Origin of the sequence: Kingella oralis (assembly GCF_014054985.1) — a bacterium.
In the GTDB taxonomy this organism is placed as follows: Bacteria; Pseudomonadota; Gammaproteobacteria; order Burkholderiales; family Neisseriaceae; genus Kingella_B; species Kingella_B oralis.
Genome location: NZ_CP059569.1, coordinates 137,355 through 158,749 on the forward strand (window position 1 = coordinate 137,355; position 21,395 = coordinate 158,749).

Here is a 21,395-nt window from a genome sequence, read left to right on the forward strand (position 1 = left end):
ACCCGCCCAAATCCAAAAGCCACCCCCATTTGCGCTATAATCGCCCCCTTTTGTTCACATCGGCAAACACTATGACCCACATCCACATCATCGGCATCGGCGGCACATTTATGGGCGGACTCGCCGCCATCGCCCAGCAAGCAGGCTTCAAGGTAACAGGCTGCGACGCCAAAATGTATCCCCCCATGAGCACCCAGCTTGAAACGCTCGGCATCCGCGTGCACGAAGGCTTTGATACTGCGCAGTTGGATGAGTTCGCCGCCGATGTTTATGTGGTGGGCAACGTCGCCAAGCGCGGCATGGACGTGATTGAAGCCATCCTTAACCGCAATCTGCCTTATATTTCCGGCCCGCAATGGCTCGCCGAAAACGTGTTGCATCAGCATTGGGTGCTCGCCGTGGCAGGCACGCATGGCAAAACCACCACCGCTTCTATGCTGGCTTGGGTGTTGGAATACGCAGGTATGGGCGCAGGTTTTCTGATTGGCGGCGTGCCGCAAAACTTCAACGTATCCGCCCGCTTGCCGCAAAACGAATCGCCGTTTTTCGTGATTGAAGCCGACGAATACGACACCGCCTTTTTTGACAAACGCAGCAAATTCGTCCATTACCGCCCGCGCACCGCCATTCTCAACAATCTGGAATACGACCACGCCGACATTTTCCCCAATCTCGCCGCCATAGAAACCCAGTTCCACCACCTTGTGCGCACCATTCCCGGCGAAGGCTTAATCGTTGCCAACGCCCGTTCGGGCAGCCTGAAAACCGTGTTAGACCAAGGCTGCTGGACACCCGTCGCCCCCTTTGGCGACAACGCCCATTGGCAAATCGCCAACGTGCAGCCCGACGGCGCGTTTGACGTGCAATATCAAGGCGAAACCGTTGGGCACATCGCATGGGATTTGCTCGGCAACCACAACCGCCTGAACGCCCTTGCCGTGATTGCCGCCGCGCAACACGTCGGCGTGCGCGTTGAGCACAGTTGCCAAGCATTGAGCCAGTTTAAAAACGTGAAACGGCGCATGGAAATTAAAGGCATCGCCAACGGCATCACCGTGTACGACGACTTCGCCCACCATCCCACTGCCATAGAAACCACCCTAGCGGGCTTGCGCCAAAAAGTCGGCAGCGCGCGTATTATCGCCGTGCTAGAACCGCGCTCCAACACCATGAAACTCGGCACCATGTCTGCCGCTCTTGCAGGCAGCCTGAAAGATGCCGACCAAGTGTTTTGCTACGCAGGCGGCGTAGATTGGGACGTTGCCAGCGCGCTCGCCCCATTGGGCAGCAAGGCACACATCGGCAAGCAGTTTGATGATTTTGTGAACCGCATCGCCGCCGCCGCCCAAGCAGGCGACCATATTTTGATTATGAGCAACGGCGGCTTTGGCGGCATCCATGAGAAACTGCTGGCGCAATTGGCAGCCTGAAACGGCAAACCACGCCACCGTGCATTCATTCCCTTTTCAGGCTGCCGCAGCATCAGGCAGCCTGAAAATTATTTTGGCTTTAAGATTGCCATTGCACGCGTTGCGCCGCGTACCACGCTGTGTAGCCCAACCGTTTTCAGGCTGCCCATGCCGCGCCAAAGGCAGCCTGAAAAGCCGTTTTGGTTTAAAATACCGCTTTTCACAAATTAACAAAACAAGGAAAAATCATGTTAGACATCCAATTATTGCGCAACGATTTGGCAGGCGTGGCAGCGCGATTAGCCACGCGCGGTTTTGAATTGGACATCGCCGCGTTTGAGCAACTGGAAAACCAGCGCAAAGTCCTGCAAGTGCAAAACGAAGAAGCGCAGGCGAAAGTGAACACGCTGTCTAAACAAATTGGCGAATTGATGAAGCAAGGCAAGCGCGAAGAAGCCGAAGCGGTGAAAGCCGAAGTGGCTCAGGTGAAAGCCCTGCAAGAGCAGCTCAACCAAGACTTGCCGCGCATTCAGGCTGCCTTGGATGATTTGCTGTTGCGCATCCCCAATCTGCCGCATAGCAGCGTGCCCGTTGGCAAGGATGAAACCGAAAACGTGGAAGTGCGCAAAGTCGGCACGCCCAAAACCTTTGATTTTGAAGTGAAAGACCATGTGGATTTGGGCGCAGCGCTGGGCTTGGATTTTGAAAAAGCGGCGGAATTATCGGGCGCGCGATTCAGTCTGATGAAGGGCAAAGTGGCGCGGCTGCATCGTGCGTTGGCACAGTTTATGCTGGATACGCACACGCAGCAGCACGGCTACACCGAATGCTACACGCCTTATATCGTGAGCGATGCCGCATTGCTGGGCACGGGGCAGCTGCCTAAATTTGCCGAGGATTTATTCCACGTTACGCGCGGCGGCGACGAGAGCAAATTGTCGCAATACCTGATTCCTACGGCGGAGGTTACGCTCACCAATATCGTGCGCGATACGATTGTGGCAGAGAAAGATTTGCCGCTGAAATTCACCGCGCATTCGCCTTGTTTTCGCAGCGAAGCAGGTTCGCATGGCAAGGACACGCGCGGCTTAATCCGCCAACATCAGTTTGACAAGGTGGAGATGGTGCAAGTGGTGCAGCCTGAAAACTCGTATGCCGCGCTGGAAGAGATGGTATCGCACGCGGAAAACATTTTGAAGCTGCTGGAACTGCCGTATCGCGTGATTACGCTGTGCACAGGCGACATGGGCTTTGGCGCGGCGAAAACGTATGATTTGGAAGTGTGGGTGCCCGCGCAAAATACTTACCGCGAAATTTCCAGCTGCTCCAACTGCGAAGATTTCCAAGCACGGCGCATGAAAGCGCGTTTTAAAGGCGAAGACGGCAAAAACCGCCTGCTGCACACGCTCAACGGCTCGGGCTTGGCGGTCGGGCGCACGCTGGTTGCTGTGTTGGAAAACCATCAAAACGCCGATGGCAGCATCAACATCCCGCAGGCGCTGCGCCCCTATCTGGGCGGTTTGGAAAAACTAGAACCCTAAAATCCGCGTATTAAAACCCCAAAGGCAGCCTGAAAACGTTTCGCAGAAACTCGCTGCATCCGTTTTCAGGCTGCCTTACACACACACAATAAACATCATGAAAAACATCACCTTACTCTATTTCGCCGCCCTGCGCGAAGCCACAGGCAAAGACCAAGAAACCTATGCCACCACCGCTAACACCGTTGCCGAACTCTATGCCGAATTGCAACAGCGTTACGCATTCCCAGCCGTGCCACTGCGCGCCGCCCAAAACCACGTTTTCTGCGATTGGCACGCCGCCCTTGCCGACCAAGACACCATCGCATTCATCCCGCCCGTGGCAGGAGGCTAGCCATGTTTGCCCTCACCGACCAAGCCATCAACGTCCAAGTCCTGCGCGAACAGCTCACGCAAAACGAGCGTTGCGGCGCGTTCAACAGCTTTGAAGGCTGGGTGCGCCGCCATAACGACGGCAAAACCGTGGATTACCTCGTTTACACCGCCTACGCCCAGCTCGCGCAAAGCCAAGGCGAAGCCATCATCGCCCAAGCCAAACAACGCTTCGCCATTGAAGATGCCGTCTGCGTGCACCGCGTGGGCAAGCTCGCCATCGGCGAAATCGCCGTATTCGTGGGCGTTAGCGCCGCGCACCGCGATGCCGCCTTTGCCGCCTGCCGCTTTATTATCGACACCGTTAAAGCCGAAGTGCCGATTTGGAAACAAGAGTTTTACACCGACGGCAGCGCGGAGCAGCTGCCCGCGTGGTTAGCAAACGCCGAAGCGTTAGCGAAATGATTTCAGGCTGCCTATGCGTGTTGCGTCAGGCAGCCTGAAAACAGGATACAGGATGGGGCAGGGGCTGGCGCTATGCAAGCCCGCGGGTGAAGCGTATCGCGTAAAACATAAAAAGGCGGCCTGAAACGACATTTCACGTTTCAGGCTGCCTTTGTCTCAACCGCATCAAGCCGCTGCTTGCTCTTCTTGCGCTTGGCTAAACATCGCTTCAAAGTTAATCGGAGCCAGCAACACAGGCGGGAAGCCCGCGCGCGTAACCGTTGAAGAAACCACTTCGCGCGCGTAAGGGAACAGAATGTTCGGGCAAGCCACGCCCAGCAACACGTTCACATCATCCTCAGGGATGTTTTCCAAACGGAAAATGCCCGCTTGGCTCACTTCGTTTAAGAAAACCACGCGGTTATCCGCCAATTTAGCGGTAACGGTAACGGTAACCACGCATTCAAAAAAGTTTTCTTCAATTTTGGAAGCGGTGGTGTTAATGCGCATGTCCACTTCGGGCGTTTCTTGTTCCAAGAAAATTTTGGGCGCGTGGGGCACTTCCAAAGACAAATCTTTCACATACAATTTTTCTACGCTAAACACAGGTTGGGCAGACGCAGTTTCTTGTTGTGGAGCAGGATTTTGTTCACTCATGATGATTCCTTTGTTGAGAGGTTAAAAAATTATTCAGCTTGAAGCAAAGGCAGCAAATCGCCTTTTTGATGCAAAGCATACAAATCAGTAAAACCACCCACGTGCGTTTCACCAATAAAAATTTGTGGCACAGAGCGCAACCTCGTTAATTGTTGCATTTGGGAAAAATCAGCAGGCGAGCGGCTAACATTGATTTCTTCAATTTCATCCACGCCAACTTGTTTTAACAACTGCTTTGCCATTGTGCAATAAGGGCAAAAAGTGCCTGTGTACATTTTCACATGCTGCATCGTGTTCTTTCGTTCTGAAAATTGCAAAAACTGGATTCTTAAAAAGATTTAAGAACCCAGTTTCAAATCATTTTAACAACCGATTATTGCGCAGCAGGAGCGGGAGCAGCCACTTCACGTTGAACTTCGCGTGTTACCAAAGAATCAACTTGAATATCTACGCGACGATCAGGCTCGATACATGCGATAAGCGCTGAACGTTTTTTAGCTTTAGATACTTTTTTGCCCAATTTAGCTACTTCAGCTTGGCATTGTTCAGTCATTTTAGCTTGGGTTTCACCCAAACCAACAGCAGAAATGCGGTCAGCAGGAACACCTTGTTGTACCAAGTAGTTAGCAACAGTATTGGCACGACGCTCAGACAATGCTTGGTTGTATTTGTCTGAACCCATAAAGTCGGTATTGCCTTCTACACGTACTGATTGTACGTTGCTTTGAGACAATTTAGCAGACAAATCGTTCAGAGTAGTGATGGCTTCTGGACGCAAGTTGTATTTGTCAAAACCGAACAGGAATTCGGATTGCAGAGAAATGGTTTCGTGTGCTTGTTCGGTAACAACTTGAGGAGCGGGTGCATCTGGGGCTTTGTCGCCGCATTCAACCAAGCCGTTAGTGGCTTTGTCCAAATAGGTGTTTTCCCAGCATTCGCCGTAGTTGTTGCGTACAACTTCGCCTGAACCTTGGCTGGTAGTATAACCGTGCACTGAGTGTGCCATTGCACCTGTGGAGGCCATCAGGGCTACGATTAATGCGCTTAATTTGATTTGTTTAGTCATGTTATTCCCTCATCAAGAAAATGATTTTGGCAGGTTTTGTGTTTGCCACGTTGAGATTTCAGGCTGTTGCTTGAATGAAACTTCGGCGCGAACCCAAATTTTTACCAATGCTTACTATAAGAATTTGGGGCTGTCCTGTCAATGTTTTTTGCGTTTGACTGGTTGCGCGTTGCGGTTTAACGATACCCAAGTATCTGTTCTTTGTCATATATTTTTGTGTTTGTGGGGCGGTGTAGTTGCATAAATGCAACAAGATGGTGTGGTTTTTTGGCTGCTGGGGCGGGGTTAGGCGGTGGTGTGGGGCTTGTTTTTGCGTTGTATTGGGGGGGCGTGTTACATTTGTGTGTTTTTGTTTTTGGAATGATGTGATGAAGTTGCAGCAGTTGCGTTATGCGGTGGAGGTGTTTCGCCATAATTTGAATGTGTCGGAGGCGGCGGAGGCGTTGTTTACTTCGCAACCTGGGGTGTCTAAGCAGATTCGGTTGTTGGAAGATGAGCTGGGGGTGCAGATTTTTATTCGTAGCGGCAAGCGGATTGTGGCGGTTACACAGGTGGGGATGGCGGTTTTGGAGACGGCGGAGCAGGTGTTGCGGGGGGTGCGCAATATTAAGAATATCGGGGGGGAGTTTGCGAAGACGGAGAGCGGGTCGTTTACGCTGGGGGCGACTCATGCTTTGTTGCGTTTCAGGCTGCCTAGTGTGTTGGCGGGGTTTCGGGCGTTGTTTCCTGATGTGCGTTTGGTGTTGAAGCAGGGCAGCCCTGCGGAATTGATGGGGATGGTGTTTAATGGGGAGGTGGATTTGGCTTTGACGATGGATGTGGCGGGGGATGGGGAGGATTTGCGCAAGCTGTCGTTTGGGGAATGGCGGTATGTGTTGGTGCTGCCGCGCGGGCATGAGCTGGCGAGCAAGGGGGAGATTTCGTTGGCGGATGTGGCGGCGTTGCCGCTTTTGACTTATGGTTTTGCGTTTGACGGGGGGGCTTTGGCGGCGCGGGCGTTTGCGCGGGCGCGGTTGTCTTGGCATACGGTGTTTGAGTCGGATGACGGGGGGGTGTTGTTGGATTATGTGCGTTTGGGCTTGGGGGCGGGGCTGATTGACGGGGCGGGGTTTGATGGGGAGAAATATGGGGATTTGGTGGCTTTGGATGTGGGGCATTTGTTTGAGCTGGGGGAATATAAGGTGGTGGTGCGCTCGGATGGGGTGTTGCGCGGCTTTGCGTATGATTTTATGGGCTTGCTGGATGGGGGGTTGACGCGGGAGCGGGTGAACCGGTTGTTGTTTGCGCCTGCGGTGGAGGATTTTTCTATTTAGCGGTGGCAGCCTGAAACGGGGATTATGTTGTTTTCAGGCTGCCTTTGGGTTGGGCGGATGCTTCTTATATTTTATATTATGTTTTCAGGCTGCTTGGGTGATGGGGCAGCCTGAATTGTGTGGATTGGATTGGCGATGTTGAATGGGAGTGGTGTGAGCCGTTGGCGTGTGGCGGGGTTTGCGCGGTTTTTGTGGCGGCGGTTTAATGAGGTGGAGGTGTTGCAGGCGGCGGGGAGTTTGACGTTTACCACGCTGTTGGCTTTGGTGCCAATTTTGACGGTGCTGCTGGTGGTGGTTACGGTGTTTCCACTGTTTGGGGGCACGGTGGATGCGTTTATGCTGTTTTTGAATCGGACGATTGTGCCCAGCGGGGTGTCGGCGGTGGTGGATTATTTGAATGAATTTAAATTGCAGGCGGGGCGTTTGACGACTTTGGGGGTGGGCTTGATGGTGGTTACGGTGTTGATGATGGTCAATACGGTGGAGCAGACGTTTAATCAGATTTGGCGTGTGCAGCAGCGGCGGTCTTGGTGGGTGCGCTTGCCGATGTATTTGGTGCTGGTGGTGCTGGTGCCTGCGGTGGTGGGGGTGAGCGTGTCGTTATCAACCAATTTGCTGTTTTTTGGCGCGGCGCAAAGCCCTGCTTGGTTTTCAGGCAGCCTGAAAGTGGTGCATCAGCTGTTGTTGGGTATGCTGGCTTTGACTTTGGTGTTTCGGGTTACGCCCAGTTGTTATGTGCCGATGCGCCATGCTGTGCTGGGGGCGGGGCTGACGGCGGCGTTGTTGGAGGTGGCGAAGTGGGGCTTCGGGGTGTATTTGCGCCATTTTCATAGCTATGAGCTGGTGTATGGGGCGTTTGCGATTGTGCCGATTTTTTTGATTTGGCTGCATTTGCTGTGGTCTATTGTGTTGGGCGGGGCGTTGTTTACGGCGTGTTGCAATTATTGGCAGGGCAATGCGTTTTTGCGCACGCATGCGGCGCATACGGTGTTGGACGATGTGTTGGCGTTGCTGTTGCTTTTGGCGCGGGAGAATCGGGTGCTGACGCTGCGGGATTTCCGCCAGCGGCTGAATGTGGGCTATGACCGTGCGGAGCTGTTGCTGCTGCGGCTGGACAATTTGGGCTATGTGGCGCGGCGGGCGGGCGGTTGGGTGTTGTGCCGCTCGCCTGACGAGATTGGGCTGGGGGATTTGTTTCGCGCGTTTGTGTTTGATGCAGACAACAGCGTGTGTGATGACGAGCGTTTGAACGGCTTGATGCGAGGGGTTGCGGATGGTTTGGATGGGCGCTTGGGCGATGTGTTGCGGGGCGGGAAGCGAATGTGAGGCAGCCTGAAAAGCGGTTGGCTGCTCGGGGCGGTGCGCCGTTGCCGCGCGTTGGTTGTTTGGTTTTCAGGCTGCCTTGGATGCGATGACGGAGCAACAAAAAATCCTGCCGGTTGAAGCAGGATTTTTTTTGCGATTGATTAAACGATATTTTTATCTACGGCGAACATCATCTGGCGGCAGAGCGACACGTTGGCGCTTTTTCTGTTCACGGCAAGGTAGATGAACATATTGCGGTGTTGTTTGACGGGGCAGAGAAAATGGTATTGGCTGGTGGTGGTAATCATGATGTCGTTGATGTCGTCGTCCATTTCCAGCTTCTGCATGGTTTTGATTTTGGCGCGCATCACTTCGCTGCCGCGCGCCGCCACCACTTCCAAATCGAATGCGGGGTCGTTGCTGCCTGATGCCATCAGCATTCCGCTCTCAAAATCGACAATTGCCGCTGCAATCGCGCCTTTGAGTGTGAGCATCTTATCAACGAAGTGTTGTAGGTTCATTATTCGGGTCTTTCTGAATCGGTTGTGCGGTTTGGTGGACAGGAGTGAACGCTGGGCATTCTATCATTTTATGTAAGGTTATGTAAGGGAATGGCATGGGCGGGGGTGGGTTAAAGGGCGGGTGTCGCGTTGATGGCTGGCTGAACGGCATGATGCGGGGTTGCCGCCTTGTCTCATTTTCAGCAACTGTATTTTCAGGCTGCCTAAATTTCCTGCGTGTCCACGTCGATATGCCAGCGGATGCTGCCGCTTTTGTATTGGTTGAGCACTTGCTCCCATTGGTTGAGCGCGTGGTGCAGGGCTTTGCGGCTGGGGCTTTCCAGGAAGATTTGGGCGCGTTCGCGTTCGGCGAGGCGCGCCATTTGCATGGGGACGGCGCCGAATTGGTGCACGTTTTCGGGCAAGAGGGGGGCGATGCAGTCGCGGATGTCGTTTAAAAATTGGCCGGCTTCGGCTTGGGCGGTCGCATCGGCGCGGACGGCAGCCTGAAAACCATAAGGCGGCAGGGCAAACAATTCGCGCTGGGCAAGCTCGTGGTCGGCGAACAGGGGGTAGTCTTGCGCGCGCACGGCGGCGAAAACGGGGTGTTCGGGCAGCCGTGTTTGGATAAGCACGCGTCCTGCACTTTCGGCGCGCCCTGCTCGTCCCGACACTTGCATCAGCTCGGCAAACAGCCGCTCGGGGGCGCGGAAGTCGCTGGAAAACAGTGAGCCATCGGCGTTTAACACGATAACGAGGTTGAGCCGTGCGAAGTCGTGTCCTTTGGCGAGCATTTGCGTGCCGACTAGGATGTCTATTTTGCCTGCGTGGATGGCGGCGTAGAGGTCGTCCCAGTCGCGCTGATGGGCGGTGCTGTCTCGGTCCACGCGGGCGATTTGGGCTTGCGGCAGGGCGGTGCGCAGGGTGTCTTCTATGCGCTGCGTGCCTTGTCCGATGGCGGTTAAATCTTGGTTGCCACAATCGGGGCAGGCGATGGGAATGGGCAGCCTGAAATCGCAATGGTGGCAGCGCAGCTGGCGGGCGCGTTGGTGCAGCACCATTTTGGCGGAGCAATGCGGGCAGCCGAAGGTGTGTCCGCAGTCGCCGCAAAACAGCGCGGGGGCGAAACCGCGGCGGTTGAGATACACCAGCGACATGCCGCCTTGAGTGTGGTTGTCTTGCAGCATTTTGAGCGCGAGCGGTGAGATGCCGTTGTTGAGCGTAATCGGGCGCACGTCTAAAAGCTGGATTTGCGGCAACTGGGCGCGTGGGTTGGCGCGATGCGGCAGGGTGAGCAGGCGGTATGCGCCTGTTTGCACTTTGTGCCAGCTCTCTAAGCTGGGGGTGGCGCTGCCGAGCACGACGGGGCAGGCGGCTTGTCGGGCGCGCCACACGGCTAAATCGCGGGCGTGGTAGCGCAGTTCGTTGTCTTGTTTGAACGATGAATCGTGTTCTTCGTCCACCACAATCAGCGCCAAATCGGGCAAAGGAGTAAATACAGCAAGCCGCGTGCCAATGATGAGCTTGGCTTGCCCGAGCATGGCGCGCAGGTAGTCTTGGCTGCGCTTGCCGGCGGCGGTTTGGCTGTGCAGCACGGCGGCGGGCAGGCCGGGGAAGCGGTTGGCCACGCGCTGCAACAGCTGCGGCGTGAGGTTGATTTCGGGCAGCAGCAGCAACACTTGCCTGCCTTGCGCGAGCGCGCTTGCCATCGCGTCAAAATAGACTTCGGTTTTGCCGCTGCCTGTGATGCCGTAGAGCAAAAAGGGTTGGAACTGCCCGAGGGCAGCCTGAATTTGGCGAGACGCGGTTTGCTGCTCGGGGTTGAGCGTGTGGGCGGATGGGGGGACATCAGGCTGCCCTTGCGTGGTGATTGCCAGCCAATTTTGCGCGGCGTATTCGTTAATCAAGCTGGCGGCTTGGGGGTGGATTTTTTTCAACGCGGGCAAAGAGAGGCAGCCTGAAAACAGGGCTTGCCACAGCGCAAGTTTTTTGTGCGAACGCGCGGGCGGCGCGGGCTGCTGCTTGCCCAAATCGTTGAGCGTGTAGAACGTTTCAGGCTGCGGTATTTTGGCGGCTTGGTTTTCGCGCAGGGCTTGCGGCAGCGCGGTGAACGCGGTTTGCCCGATGGGATAGTGGTAATAGCGCGCGGTGAACTCAATCAGCGCCAGCCAGCTTTCGGGCAGCGGCGGCTCGTCGGCAAACACCTGCTGCACGGCGCGGATTTTGTGCGTGGCGATTTCAGGCTGCGTTTCCTCGCCCCACACGATGCCCACCACCGTTTTGTTGATAAACGGTACCAGCACACGGGTGCCGCGCGGCAGCGGCGCGGGGTGGGCATAAGTGAGCAAGCCGAGGGGAACGTTTACGGCGATTTTTAGGTAGCAAGGCATTTTCAGGCTGCCGTGTAACAAGAAAAGGCGGATTATGGCATAAATCCGCCGCCCATCCCGCCGCAAAATCCGCCGCAAAAGTTGAATGCCCACACGCCCTAGGCAGCCTGAAACGCCATCTCGCGCTATACTGGCGTACCTTGTAAACATCAGGACACCCCATGAACTACGCCCAAGATGCCCTTTGGTGGCGGCTTGCCCACCCCACCGTCCGCGACCTCGCCAGCCTGCTCACCGCCCCGCCGCTGTGGCACACAGGCTGCGAGCTGCCCGTGCGCGAGCTGCTCGGCGAACACGGTTTCAGGCTGCTGCTGGCATGGGATGAGCAATGGCAAAGCGACCCGCAAAGGCAGCCTGAAAACCTAACCCGCAACCGCTATGCGCTCGGCAAATACGCCGAAGACCTGCTTGCCTACTGGTTTACCCACGCCCCCCATGCCAAGCTGCTCGCCGCCAATCTGCCCGTTTACGGCAATGAGGCGGGCGGCAACAGCACATTGGGCGAAATGGACTACATCGCCGAGCTCAACGGCACGCTCTACCACATCGAACTCGCCTGCAAATACCACGGCAGCGCAACAGGCGAGAACATGGCAGGGCTGAACCCGCGCGACACCCTCGCGCGCAAACAACGCAAACTGCAACGCCAGCTCGCCCTGCTCGCCACGCCCGAAGCCCAAGCCGCCCTGCGCCAACACGGCATCGCCCCCGACAACATCCGCAGCGCCAGCATTGTGCGCGGCATCGGCTTCACCGCCGCAGGCACGCTCCCGCCTGCCTTCCCGCCCCAAGCATGGAGCGGTATCTGGACAACCACCCCCCAAGCCCTGCCCGAACACGCCCGCTACTACCGCCTCCCCCGCACCGAATACCTCGCCCCCGCCCGCATCACGCAGCCCGAAACCATCAGCCGCAGCCAAATCACCCCCGCCGCGCTGTACGCCCAAGTAGCCCCCCGCCCCGACGGCTATTGGCACGAAGAGCAGCGGATTATGGTGGTTGCCGGTTGATGAACGCAGTTTCAGGCTGCCCAAACCCAAATATCCGCCACGCAGAACAGCGCAAACTCATTTTCAGGCTGCCTCAGCCCAATCTTTTGCCCTATCACGCCGCGCATCGCGGCGTACCCGCGCGGGGAGCTTTTGCCGTTACGCTGCCATCCCGCCCGCGTTCAAACCTTCGCCAAGCGGCAAAAGGCAGCCTGAAAAAGCGTTTTGCTCTTTCAGGCTGCCTTTCGGTGTGTTTGAAACGGCGGTACGGCATTTTTCAGGCTGCCTTTCCAATCGCGAAAAGGCAGCCTGAAACGCTTTCAGACGGCATCAACGCCTATTCAAACGCCAAATCGCCCACCAGCTCCGCCAGCGTATTCAAGCGTTGTTCCGATTTCGCCACAAACGGGTTTGCGGTATCCCACGCATAGCCCGCGAGAATGGACGAAATCATGCGGCTGATTTCGGGGCTGCGGTTGGGCGCGTAAATCACGTTTTGGAAACGGTTGTCGTACCAGCCGTCAACATAGGTGCGGAAGGCGTTCACGCCCACCATCAGCGGGTCGGCAAACTCGCTTTGCCAGTCTGCCGCGCCGCCTTTGAGCTGGCGGGCGAGCAGGTCGGCGGCCAGTTTGGCGGAATGCAGCGCGATGGTTACGCCCGACGAAAACACAGGGTCAAGAAATTCCGCCGCGTTGCCCAGCAGGGCGAAATGTTTGCCGTAGAGCGCTTTGACGTTGGCGGAATAGCCTTGGATGCTGCGGTAGGGGAAGCCGTTTTCCCATTCGGAATGTTGAAACAATTCAACCAGATTGGGGCATTCTGCCACCATTTTTTTCAACACGGCTTCGGGTTCGCCTGCCAGTTTGTCGGGCGTGCCGACCACGCCCAGCGAGCAGGTGTTGTCGCCGAAAGGGATTGTCCAAAACCATACGTCGCGGTGCTGCGGATGGGTGGTAATCAGGATTTTGTTGCGGTCAAAATCGGCATCGGCGGCGATGTTGTCGGTGATGCGGGTGAAATGCGCCATGCGCGGCGGCAGGTGCGAGGGCGTTTCCAAATCCAGCAGGCGCGGCAGCACGCGCCCGTAGCCGCTTGCGTCCAAGACGAAGCGGGCGGTGAGTTCGTATTTTTCGCCCGTGTCGGCTTCCACGCTCAACCGCGCCGCGTCGCCGCTGTTGTCAAACGCGGTTACGCCGTGCCCGAAGCGCACTTCCACGCCTTGTTTGGCGGCTTCGTCAATCAGGATTTTGTCAAACACTTCGCGGCGCACTTGGAACACCGTGCCCGGGCCGTCTGAAAATTTTTCGGTGAAGTCAAACGCGGTGCGGCGGCTGCCCCATGCGAACGCCGCGCCGTTTTTAAACTGAAAGCCTTTTTCGGCGCGCACGGCATCGGCAAAGCCTGCTTCTTCCAGCATTTCCATGCAGTGCGGCAGCAGGCTCTCGCCAATAACAAAGCGCGGGAAATGCTGTTTTTCCAGCACGCATACTTTAAAGCCCTGTTTGTTAAGCAGCGAGGAAGCAACCGAGCCTGACGGGCCTGCGCCGATAACGGCAACATCAAATTGAGCAGACATTTTTTATCCTTTAAATATGAAGTGGGAATGGGCGGCACGCTTGGGCTGCCCGTGTTGTAAAAAACGTTAAATGTGAAACGGTGTGATTTTACCTGTGATTGATGCCGTCTGAAAGCGTGTTGCGGGTGTTTGGGCTGCAACCTTGGCGAACCTCGAAGTAAACAAGAAATAGTTAAATCGCCGTCATTCCCGCGCAGGCGGGAAATCTTGTTTGAAGCCAAGCAATAGCTTGTTTATTCAAGCATTCTTGAATTCCAACAAAATTCCCGCCTGCGCGGGAATGACAGTAGTTGGGTGGGTTTTGAGGTTTTGCAAAGGTTTCAGGCTGCATTGGGTGGCGTGCAAAGATAAGGCCGTCTGAAAACATATTTTTCGGTTTTCAGACGGCCTTTATGGCTGTATTAAGCGGAACGCCTGTCAATGGCGGGCAAGTCCCTGCGCCGAGCAGATGTTGTTAAATTGAACGGCTTAATGTTCGGCTTACTTCGTAGCAATGTTCACTTCCGCCGACATCCCCGGCGCGAGGCGTTCCAAATCCTGCTGCCCTGCGTCAAATACGATTTTCACGGCGATGCGTTGGGCGATTTTGACGAAGTTGCCCGTGCCGCTGTCGGCTTTAATCAGGCTGAATTCGGAGGCGGTGGCGGGCGAGATTTCGGCGACTTTGCCGCTGAACGCCTTGCCGCCGAGTGCGTCGATACTCACGCTGGCACTCTGCCCGATTTTCACGTTGGCCATATCGGTTTCTTTGATGTTGGCGATGACCCAGCGTTCGGGCGGCACGACGGACATCAGCTGCGTGCCCGCGCTCACAAGCTGCCCTTGTTTTACGCTGACTTCGCCGAGTTTGCCGCTGGCGGGCGCGTAGATGGTGGTGTGCCCCAAATCCTGTTTTGCCAAGTCCAGCAGGGCTTGGGCGTTGGCGATGCCCGCCTGTGCGCCCTCGCGCCCTACGCCGGTGTTGATGATGTTTTGCTGCGCCACGGCGTATTGCTCCTGCGCCTGTTTCAAGCCCGCTTCGGCCTGTTTGACGGCGGTTTGCGCGGCATCGCGGCTGCTTTGCGACACGGCATCGGTGCTCACCGCCTGTATGCGCTGCCATTCGCGGCGGGCGCGGTCAAGCTGGGCGCGGGCGTTGTCAATCGCGGCTTGGTTGGCTTTGGAGACGGCCAGCGCGGAGGCTTTGTCCTGCGCGGTTTTGTTCAACGCCGCCTGCTGCCCCGCCAGCCCAGCTTCGGCTTGGGCGACTTTGGCGCGGTAGGGCGCGGGGTCGATTTCCACCAGCGGCTGCCCTGCTTTTACGTTGTCAAAATCGCGCACCAGCACTTTCTGCACATAACCGCCCACGCGCGGGCTGACGGTGGTTACGCTGCCGCGCACATAGGCGTTGTTGGTATAGACCTCGCCCATGCCGAAGGGCGGCAGGCGGAAGGCATACAGGGCAAGCACCACGCCGATTGCGCTGGCGGCGAGTATGCCGATGCTGCCGAAACGGTGTTTTTCAGGCTGCCATTGGGCGGGTTCTGGCGTTTCGGGCTGCGGCACGGCGGTTTTTTGGGATTCGGTGTCGGGGTGTTCGGGGGTGTTGGGTTGGGACATTTTTTGCTTTCCGTTGATTTGGGGGTTGATTCGGTTAATGGGTTGGTGCGGTGGTTTTCAGGCTGCCTTTAATGCCGTCTGAAACACTATTTCCCCAACACCGCAAACACTTTCGCCTTCTCCGCCGCCAGAATATCAATCTTGTAATAACGGCGGTACAGCCACAGGGCGACGGCGACGAGGGTCGATACCGCCGCCATCGCCGCCAGCAGCGCGAACAGGTCGCTGTATGCCGCCACCGACGCTTCTTTGCCCGCCTGCGCGGTGATTTGCGAGACGGCGCGGCCTTGCAGCAGCACCGGGTCAGAGAGGGTGGCGGAGAGGGCGGCGGCGTTGCGCTGGATGTCGGCGGCGAGCGCGGGGTTGGAGAGGGTCAGGTTTTGCGCGATGGCGGCGAGGTGGTCGCGGGTGCGGTAAGTTAAAAACGCGCTGAATGCCGCCGCACCCGCCAGCCCGCCGAGGGTTTGCGACAGGCCGAACACGGCGGAGAAGCTCATCATGTGGTCGGGGCTTTTCGCCAGCGCGCGCAGTGCGCCTTCAAGCATCATCGGCCCCATAAACAGCAGCGAGGCAAAGGCAACGATAAACTGGCTGAAATAAAGTTGCGCGGGGCGGGTCTGCATGCCCACACCGATTTCCAGCCACGCACCGAGGGCGAAACAGGCGAGCGCAACCATCACGGGGCGGCGGATGTCGTTGATATCCAGCAAAATCAGGCTGCCGACCACACCCGCCAGCATTCCGCCCGCAACAATCAGGTAAAACGTGCTCATCTGCGCGCTGCCCACGCCCACCGCGCCCATCAGCCCCGCCGCGCCGACGGTCTGCTCCGAGGTCAAGAGCCGCGCCATCGCGCCCATCACGGCGAAGATGAGGATTTGCGGCACGGTCATCCAGTGCCAGTCCAGCATCGGCTTGTGCCGCGTCGATTCGATGTACAACGCCAGCCCCGTCAGCCCCACTCCGCCCGCGAGCAGCCAGCCGAGCCACTGCGTCGTCCACCACACCGTGCGCCCCTGCACGAGAAAGGCGCACAACAGCGCGATGCCGGAGGCGAACAGGGTAAAGCTGAGCGCGTCGGTCAGCGTGAACGATTTGCGCACGGTGATGCCGGGCGGCAGCGGCAGGGCGAACAGGCAGGCGGTGCAGGCGAGCGCGAGGGTAGCCTGAAAGGCGAACACGCCGTTGAGGTCGCCGTCGCCATACAGCAGCGGCACGAGGCTCTGCGCCAGCGGCGTGCCGACCTGCATCAGACCCAGCCCGAACACCAGCCCGACCAGCTTTTTCGTGCCAGTAAAGCCCTGCATCATGTAGTAAATCGACAGCACCAGCAGGCCGCTGGCGGCGATTGCGGCGGCAACACGCGCGATGAGTTCCACTTCGTAATGGTGATAAACCAGTTGCAGCAGGCTGGCGGCAAGCTGGGCGAACAGGGTGATGCGGACGAAGCGTTGCAGGCCATACGCCTTGCGGACTTTGAAAAAGAGGACGCTCATGCAGGCGTAAGCCATGAAATACGCCGCCTGAATCCAGCCGCCCTGCTGCAAATCGAGCGACAAATCGCCGCGCAGCTGCGGCAGCGAGGCGGTGAGCAGCCCGTTTTGGAAGCCCGACGACAGCGCGAGTAATAAACCGATGGCAAGATACGCGAGCCGCCGCTTTTTCGGATGCTCGGGCGAGGCGGGCGAACCCGGCATAAAGGGCATTTCATGCGGCTTGAAGGTGTAGCCGCCGGATTGCAGGGGCATGGGGAGTCCTTATGGGTAGGTCGGGTAGGGATGCCCGACTAGCTTGCTGGTTTTCAGGTAGCCTTTGCGTTTCAGGCTGCCTCGAACTTTCGTCATTCCCGCGCAGGCGGGAATCTTGTTCGGGTTTCGGCGGCGGTGGTTTTTGCTGCCTTTTGCTGCGGCTCAACCAAGATTCCCGCCTGCGCGGGAATGACGGCAAAATTTTGTTTCAGAAGACATTTAGGATTTTAGCTTCGCAGAAACTCGCGTTGCTCGTTTTCAGGCTGCCTTATTTGTCCGCCGCAAAACCTCCGCCAAAGGCGGTATTTAACGCCAGCCACGCGGTAAACAGCTTCGCCTGCGCCTGTGCCAGTTGCGCTTCGTTTTGCAGGGTTTCGTCCGCTGCGGCGAGCCAGTCCAGCTTGTTGTCCAGCCCCGCACGGTAGCGGCTTTGCGCGGCGGCGGCGTTTTTGCGGGCCAGCGCGGTCATCTCGGTTTGGTCGCGCACGGCTGCGGCAGCGGTTTCGTATTGCGTCAGCGCGTCGGCCGCCTCGCGCAGGGCGGTGTAAACGTTTTTGTTGTAACGCGCAGCCTGCTCGTCAAACTCGGCTTCCTTGCGCGACAGGTTCGCCCGTAACGCGCCGGAAGTAAAAATCGGCAGGCTCACGCTCGGCAGCAGTCCGGCGAGAAACGACGACGAATGCGGCAGGTTGCCGATTTCCACATTGGACAATCCTGCCAACGCTTTAATCGTAATGTTCGGATAAAACTCGGTTTTCGCGCTGGCAACCAGATGGTGGCGGGCGGTCAGTGCCTCGCGCTGCGCCGCCAAATCGGGGCGTTTGCCGAGCAAGTCGGCGGTGAGCTGCGACACGGGTGCGGGCGGCACGGCGGCGGCGGGATTGGGCGCGAAGTTGTCCAACGCCTGCGCCGGTTGCCCCGTCAAGGCGGCGAGTGCGTGGCGGATTTGCGCGATGTTGCCGTCCAAATCCGACAAGGCAGCCTGAAAACGGCTGTTGCCCTGCTGCACCGCATAGAGCCTGCTCGGCGCGACCTGCCCGGCGCGGATGAGTTCGCGCACCACCTGCTCGCGTTCGCGGTTCAACTGCGCCCGCTGCGCCACCCGCTGCCGCGTTTCCAGCAACAACTGCCATTGGCGGTAATACGTCGCCCAGCAACAGCCGCGTCTGCGCGATTTCGTATTCCACCGCCCGCTGTTGCCCCAGCGCGGCTTCCAACTGGTGTTTGTATTTGCCGAACACATCGGGCGACCACTGCCCTTGCAGTTGCAGCGATTCATAAGTGATATTGGTGCCGTGGTCGCCCAACAGCCGCTTTTCCAAATCGCTGATGAGTTCGGGCTTCTCGCGCTCGTCCACGCCGTCGCGATGCAGCAATGCACCACTCACGCCCAGACCGATTTTCACGCCGCGCTGCGCATCCGCCAAATCCGCCCCCGCCTGCGCCTGCCGCAACCGCGCCTGCGCCGCTGCCAAATCGGGCGAGCGGGCAAGGGCGGTGTCAATCAGGCCATCGAGCTTGGCGTCGTTGAGTGCCCGCCACCATTGCGGGAAAATCGGCGGCTGCGGATGGGCGGGCAGGCCGAGGGTGGCGGCGGTTTCAACCGTGGCGGGGGTGTGCTTGGGATGAGTGGCGCAGCCCGAAAACAGCACGGCACAGAGGAAAAACAGGGGAAGGCGTTTGAACATTTTGAAAACAGACAGAAAAATGGAAATCGGGACGATTATAGCAAAAAGCGTAGCGGGGCTGTGTCGGAAAATGTGAACGTGTCAGGCCGTCTGAAAACGGAATGATGGTTTTCAGACGGCCTTTCGTGTAGGTCGGGCATCTTGGTTTTATCCGCCGTAAATAAAAACGTCGGGCATCACAATGCCCGACCTGCTTGGCTTTCTGTATGCTTCAATCTGAAACCTTTGCAAAACGCCTAAATTTCCCGGCTACTGTCATTCCTGCGTAGGCGGGAATCTTAGTAAGATTTAGGCAATAGTTTGTTTTTTCAAAAATTTCTTGTTATCAAGCAAGATTCCCGCCTACGCGGGGATGACGGCATTTTTTATTTTTTCAGGCTGCCAATAAGGTTTTGCAAAGGTTTCAATCTGCCAACAACGCCCCCGCCAGCCAGAGATTAAACCCCACGCCTATCGTTACCGTCAGCCCGAATGCGGCAACGGCGGGCGTGCTGCTGAATGCGAGCAGGGCGAAGGAAAGGGCGGTGGTGGCGGCGGCGAGCAGCATGCCGCCCAAGCGTGCGGCGGCGGTGTGTTTGGCGGTTACGGCATAAACGGCGTAATCCACGCCGATGGCGGAAACGAGCAGCAGCCCGAACATGGCAAACAGGCTCACGGGAATGCCCAGCCAGCCGAGCGCGGCAACGGTGCAGACGGCGGCGGCAAGCGGCACGGCAAGGATTTTGCTGCCGCGTTTTGCGCCGAACATCCGCCACAGCAGCAGCCACGCCAGCGCGTAGGAGGCGAGTTTCAGCCATGCGGCTTGGTTGCGCGTGTGGTGGAAGAGGGCGTTGAGGTGGGCGCGTTTGTCTGCCCAGTGTGTGCCTGCAAGGCCCAGTGCGGCGGTGCGGACGGCGGCTTCGTCTGTCAAACCGTTCAAGCGCACGACGGCGGCGTAGCGACCGCGTTCTACTTCGCCCAGATACAGCGGCTGCCATGCTTGGGCGAGCGCGGTTTTCAGGCTGCCTGAAAGCGTGAGCGGCGGCGTGTCGGCTGCCTGAATCAGGGCTTGGCGTATGGTTTCGCTTGGGATACCGATGTCGGCGAGCGGCTGCCAGTTTTCAGGCTGCCCTGCGAGTTCGCGCAGGTGGTGTTGCACTTGCTGCTGCGCGGCAACGGGGGCGATAAATTGGTCTAGCGATTGGAAGCCGCCGAGTTTGCCTTGGGCAACGAGCGGTTGCAGGGCTTGGGCGAGTTCGGCGTTTTTGGCGAGCAGCGCGTCTTCGCTGGCGGCTTCGGCAACGATGTAGCGTCCGCCGAAATCGGTGCCGCTCAATTCGCCGATGCGCTGCACTTGCGCCAGCATTTCAGAGGGCATATTGACCCATTGGCGGATGTCGTCGTGCCAGTCGCTGCGCCACAGCCCTACCGCCAAGAAAATGCCGCCGAGCGCAAGCCAGCCGCGTTTGTGCAGACGCTTGTTCAGACGACCTTTCAGGCGGAGTAATCTTTCCGTCAATTTCGCAAACGGCACGGCTTTTGCCTGATAACGGCGAAACAGCGGCGGCAGCCACAGCACGGTTGCGCCGAACGCGCCCAGCAGCGCGAAGCCCGAAAACACGGCGGTTTGGCGCAGCACGGTCAGCGGCGTGAACCACAGCAGCGCGTAGCCCAACACGGTAATCAGCAGGCTCACGGCAAAGCTGGGCAAAACGTGTTTCATCGCGCTCTCAGACGACCATTTTTCGTTTTCAGGCTGCCTGAAAACCGACGGCGCAAGCCAGTGCAGCGGAAAATCCACCAGCATGCCGACCAAACTCGTGCCAATCACAATCGTCAGAATATGCACTTCGCCGAACACCGCCAACGCCGCCGCCAGCCCCGTGAGCATGCCCGCCGCCAGCGGCAACGCCAGCCAGAACACGCGCGCGCTGCGGAACACCCACAGCAGCAGCGCAAACGTGGCCAGCGTGCCGGCGATGCTCATGGCTTTGCTTTCCGCTTCGGCGGCGGTTTTGGATGCGGCGGCAAACAGCGCGCCGCCCGCTGAGAGCGTTTCGGCACCGTGTTTTTGCGCGATGGCGCGGCTGTCGCGGATGAGCGGCAGCAGCGTGCCGTTGCCGGCAAAACGCGTGTCTGCCGCCAGTTTGCCGCGCAGCCATACCCATGTTTTGCCGTCCGCCTCCGTGAACAACATGCCGTTGTCCATATTCCACTGCAAACGGCTTTGCGGATTGGCTTTCGCCGCCACAAACCGCCCGAAGCCCAGCCAGTCTTGTTCCAGCGACAGCGGCGAAACGGCGGCAAACGGGTTCGCCGCATCTTCGGCGCGGGTTTGGAAATACCGTTTCGGTTCTTGAAACAGCAGCCGCGCCTGCTCCTGCGGCAGCGTTGCCTGCGCCAAACGCTGCATATCGGCGCGCACGCTGTCCAAATCGGGCATCACGCTGCTGTCTACCTCGGCAAACACGCCGCTTTCCCGCCATTTGCTGGCGATTTCGGCGGCAGCCTGAAAAGCCGTTTCCGCATTTGCGCTGCCTGTGAGCATGACGATTTGCCCGTTCAGCTGCGCCTCGCCCGCTTTGTCGGCGGCAACCAGCAGCGCGTCGGGCTGCTGCTCGGCGGGTAGCAGCGCGGCGAGGTCGGTTTGCAGCCAGGGTTTGGTGGTAACGGTATGGATGAGAAACAGGCAGAGCAGGGCGGTAAAGAGGGTGTAAAGACGGCGGAGCAGCATAAGCGGAAATGGAGAATCAAAAATGGGAAAACGGCTTTAATCCTGTTTTCAGGCTGCCTTGGCAACAGCGCTGAGGCAGCCTGAAATCTGAATATGGAGCGGCGACGGCTCGCCGCTGGATGGTGCGTTCAATCGGGTTTTA

General features: G+C 57.9%; 20 protein-coding genes. 9 read left to right on the forward strand and 11 right to left on the reverse strand.

Annotated elements, in window-relative coordinates; all coding sequences use genetic code 11:
- Positions 1-71 precede the first annotated feature (71 nt).
- From mpl to H3L93_RS00730, 5 genes are all read left to right on the forward strand, one after another.
- Entirely contained in the window at positions 72-1,430 is a 1,359-nt protein-coding gene (gene mpl / locus H3L93_RS00710; protein WP_003798132.1) for a UDP-N-acetylmuramate:L-alanyl-gamma-D-glutamyl-meso-diaminopimelate ligase, read from the forward strand.
- Complete coding sequence (locus tag H3L93_RS00715; protein ID WP_169303488.1) at positions 1,399-1,728, forward strand: hypothetical protein; 330 nt, start codon at positions 1,399-1,401, stop codon at positions 1,726-1,728. The genes mpl and H3L93_RS00715 overlap by 32 nt, the downstream gene beginning before the upstream one ends.
- The gene (gene serS, locus H3L93_RS00720; RefSeq protein ID WP_003798128.1) at positions 1,658-2,950 is read left to right on the forward strand and encodes a serine--tRNA ligase; all 1,293 of its coding nucleotides are present in this window, start codon (positions 1,658-1,660) and stop codon (positions 2,948-2,950) included. Before H3L93_RS00715 ends, serS begins: the two co-directional genes overlap by 71 nt.
- 97 nt (positions 2,951-3,047) lie before the next feature.
- A complete protein-coding gene (locus H3L93_RS00725) occupies positions 3,048-3,284 on the forward strand; it encodes a MoaD/ThiS family protein (protein ID WP_003798127.1) in 237 nt (78 codons plus the stop codon).
- A 2-nt stretch (positions 3,285-3,286) separates the two neighbouring features.
- Positions 3,287-3,727, forward strand: coding sequence for a molybdenum cofactor biosynthesis protein MoaE (locus H3L93_RS00730; RefSeq protein ID WP_003798125.1), 441 nt, complete (start codon positions 3,287-3,289; stop codon positions 3,725-3,727).
- Positions 3,728-3,892: 165 nt separating this feature from the next.
- Here H3L93_RS00730 and secB read toward each other — a convergent pair whose 3' ends face one another.
- From secB to H3L93_RS00745, 3 genes are all read right to left on the reverse strand, one after another.
- The gene (gene secB, locus H3L93_RS00735; protein ID WP_003798121.1) at positions 3,893-4,363 is read right to left on the reverse strand and encodes a protein-export chaperone SecB; all 471 of its coding nucleotides are present in this window, start codon (positions 4,361-4,363) and stop codon (positions 3,893-3,895) included.
- Between the two features lie 29 nt (positions 4,364-4,392).
- A complete protein-coding gene (gene grxC, locus H3L93_RS00740) occupies positions 4,393-4,653 on the reverse strand; it encodes a glutaredoxin 3 (protein WP_040559042.1) in 261 nt (86 codons plus the stop codon).
- A gap of 83 nt (positions 4,654-4,736) precedes the next feature.
- The gene (locus tag H3L93_RS00745; protein ID WP_003798117.1) at positions 4,737-5,429 is read right to left on the reverse strand and encodes an OmpA family protein; all 693 of its coding nucleotides are present in this window, start codon (positions 5,427-5,429) and stop codon (positions 4,737-4,739) included.
- Between the two features lie 368 nt (positions 5,430-5,797).
- Between H3L93_RS00745 and H3L93_RS00750 the strand changes: the two genes are divergently transcribed.
- Both H3L93_RS00750 and H3L93_RS00755 read left to right on the forward strand, forming a co-directional pair.
- Positions 5,798-6,742: a LysR substrate-binding domain-containing protein gene (locus tag H3L93_RS00750; RefSeq protein ID WP_003798114.1), complete on the forward strand. Its 945-nt coding sequence runs from the start codon at positions 5,798-5,800 to the stop codon at positions 6,740-6,742.
- 153 nt (positions 6,743-6,895) lie between these two features.
- Positions 6,896-8,068 carry a YihY family inner membrane protein gene (locus tag H3L93_RS00755; RefSeq protein ID WP_169303487.1) on the forward strand — a complete coding sequence of 391 codons (1,173 nt, stop codon included), beginning with the start codon at positions 6,896-6,898 and terminating at the stop codon, positions 8,066-8,068.
- Positions 8,069-8,208: 140 nt separating this feature from the next.
- On the opposite strand, the gene H3L93_RS00760 is transcribed toward H3L93_RS00755, so the two are convergent.
- A complete protein-coding gene (locus tag H3L93_RS00760) occupies positions 8,209-8,568 on the reverse strand; it encodes a hypothetical protein (protein WP_003798111.1) in 360 nt (119 codons plus the stop codon).
- Positions 8,569-8,771: 203 nt separating this feature from the next.
- Positions 8,772-10,937 (reverse strand): primosomal protein N', encoded by a 2,166-nt coding sequence (locus tag H3L93_RS00765; RefSeq protein WP_040559040.1) that lies wholly within the window; start codon positions 10,935-10,937, stop codon positions 8,772-8,774.
- A 161-nt stretch (positions 10,938-11,098) separates the two neighbouring features.
- Between H3L93_RS00765 and H3L93_RS00770 the strand changes: the two genes are divergently transcribed.
- Positions 11,099-11,947 (forward strand): DUF1853 family protein, encoded by an 849-nt coding sequence (locus tag H3L93_RS00770; protein WP_003798108.1) that lies wholly within the window; start codon positions 11,099-11,101, stop codon positions 11,945-11,947.
- Entirely contained in the window at positions 11,947-12,357 is a 411-nt protein-coding gene (locus H3L93_RS00775) for a hypothetical protein (protein WP_155803216.1), read from the forward strand. The genes H3L93_RS00770 and H3L93_RS00775 overlap by 1 nt, the downstream gene beginning before the upstream one ends.
- Here H3L93_RS00775 and H3L93_RS00780 read toward each other — a convergent pair.
- The 6 genes from H3L93_RS00780 to H3L93_RS00800 all read right to left on the reverse strand — a co-directional run bounded on the left by H3L93_RS00780 (position 12,264) and on the right by H3L93_RS00800 (position 21,253).
- Positions 12,264-13,505, reverse strand: a complete 1,242-nt coding sequence (locus tag H3L93_RS00780; protein WP_003798106.1) for an NAD(P)/FAD-dependent oxidoreductase — start codon at positions 13,503-13,505, stop codon at positions 12,264-12,266. The genes H3L93_RS00775 and H3L93_RS00780 overlap by 94 nt on opposite strands.
- Before the next feature lie 480 nt (positions 13,506-13,985).
- Entirely contained in the window at positions 13,986-15,104 is a 1,119-nt protein-coding gene (locus tag H3L93_RS00785; protein WP_003798105.1) for an HlyD family secretion protein, read from the reverse strand.
- Between the two features lie 86 nt (positions 15,105-15,190).
- Positions 15,191-16,852, reverse strand: coding sequence for an MFS transporter (locus tag H3L93_RS00790; protein ID WP_003798103.1), 1,662 nt, complete (start codon positions 16,850-16,852; stop codon positions 15,191-15,193).
- 268 nt (positions 16,853-17,120) lie between these two features.
- Entirely contained in the window at positions 17,121-17,555 is a 435-nt protein-coding gene (locus H3L93_RS13255; RefSeq protein ID WP_425484984.1) for a TolC family protein, read from the reverse strand.
- 22 nt (positions 17,556-17,577) lie between these two features.
- Complete coding sequence (locus tag H3L93_RS00795; protein ID WP_281365019.1) at positions 17,578-18,540, reverse strand: TolC family protein; 963 nt, start codon at positions 18,538-18,540, stop codon at positions 17,578-17,580.
- Positions 18,541-18,943: 403 nt separating this feature from the next.
- A complete protein-coding gene (locus tag H3L93_RS00800) occupies positions 18,944-21,253 on the reverse strand; it encodes an MMPL family transporter (RefSeq protein ID WP_003798096.1) in 2,310 nt (769 codons plus the stop codon).
- Positions 21,254-21,395: the final 142 nt, after the last annotated feature.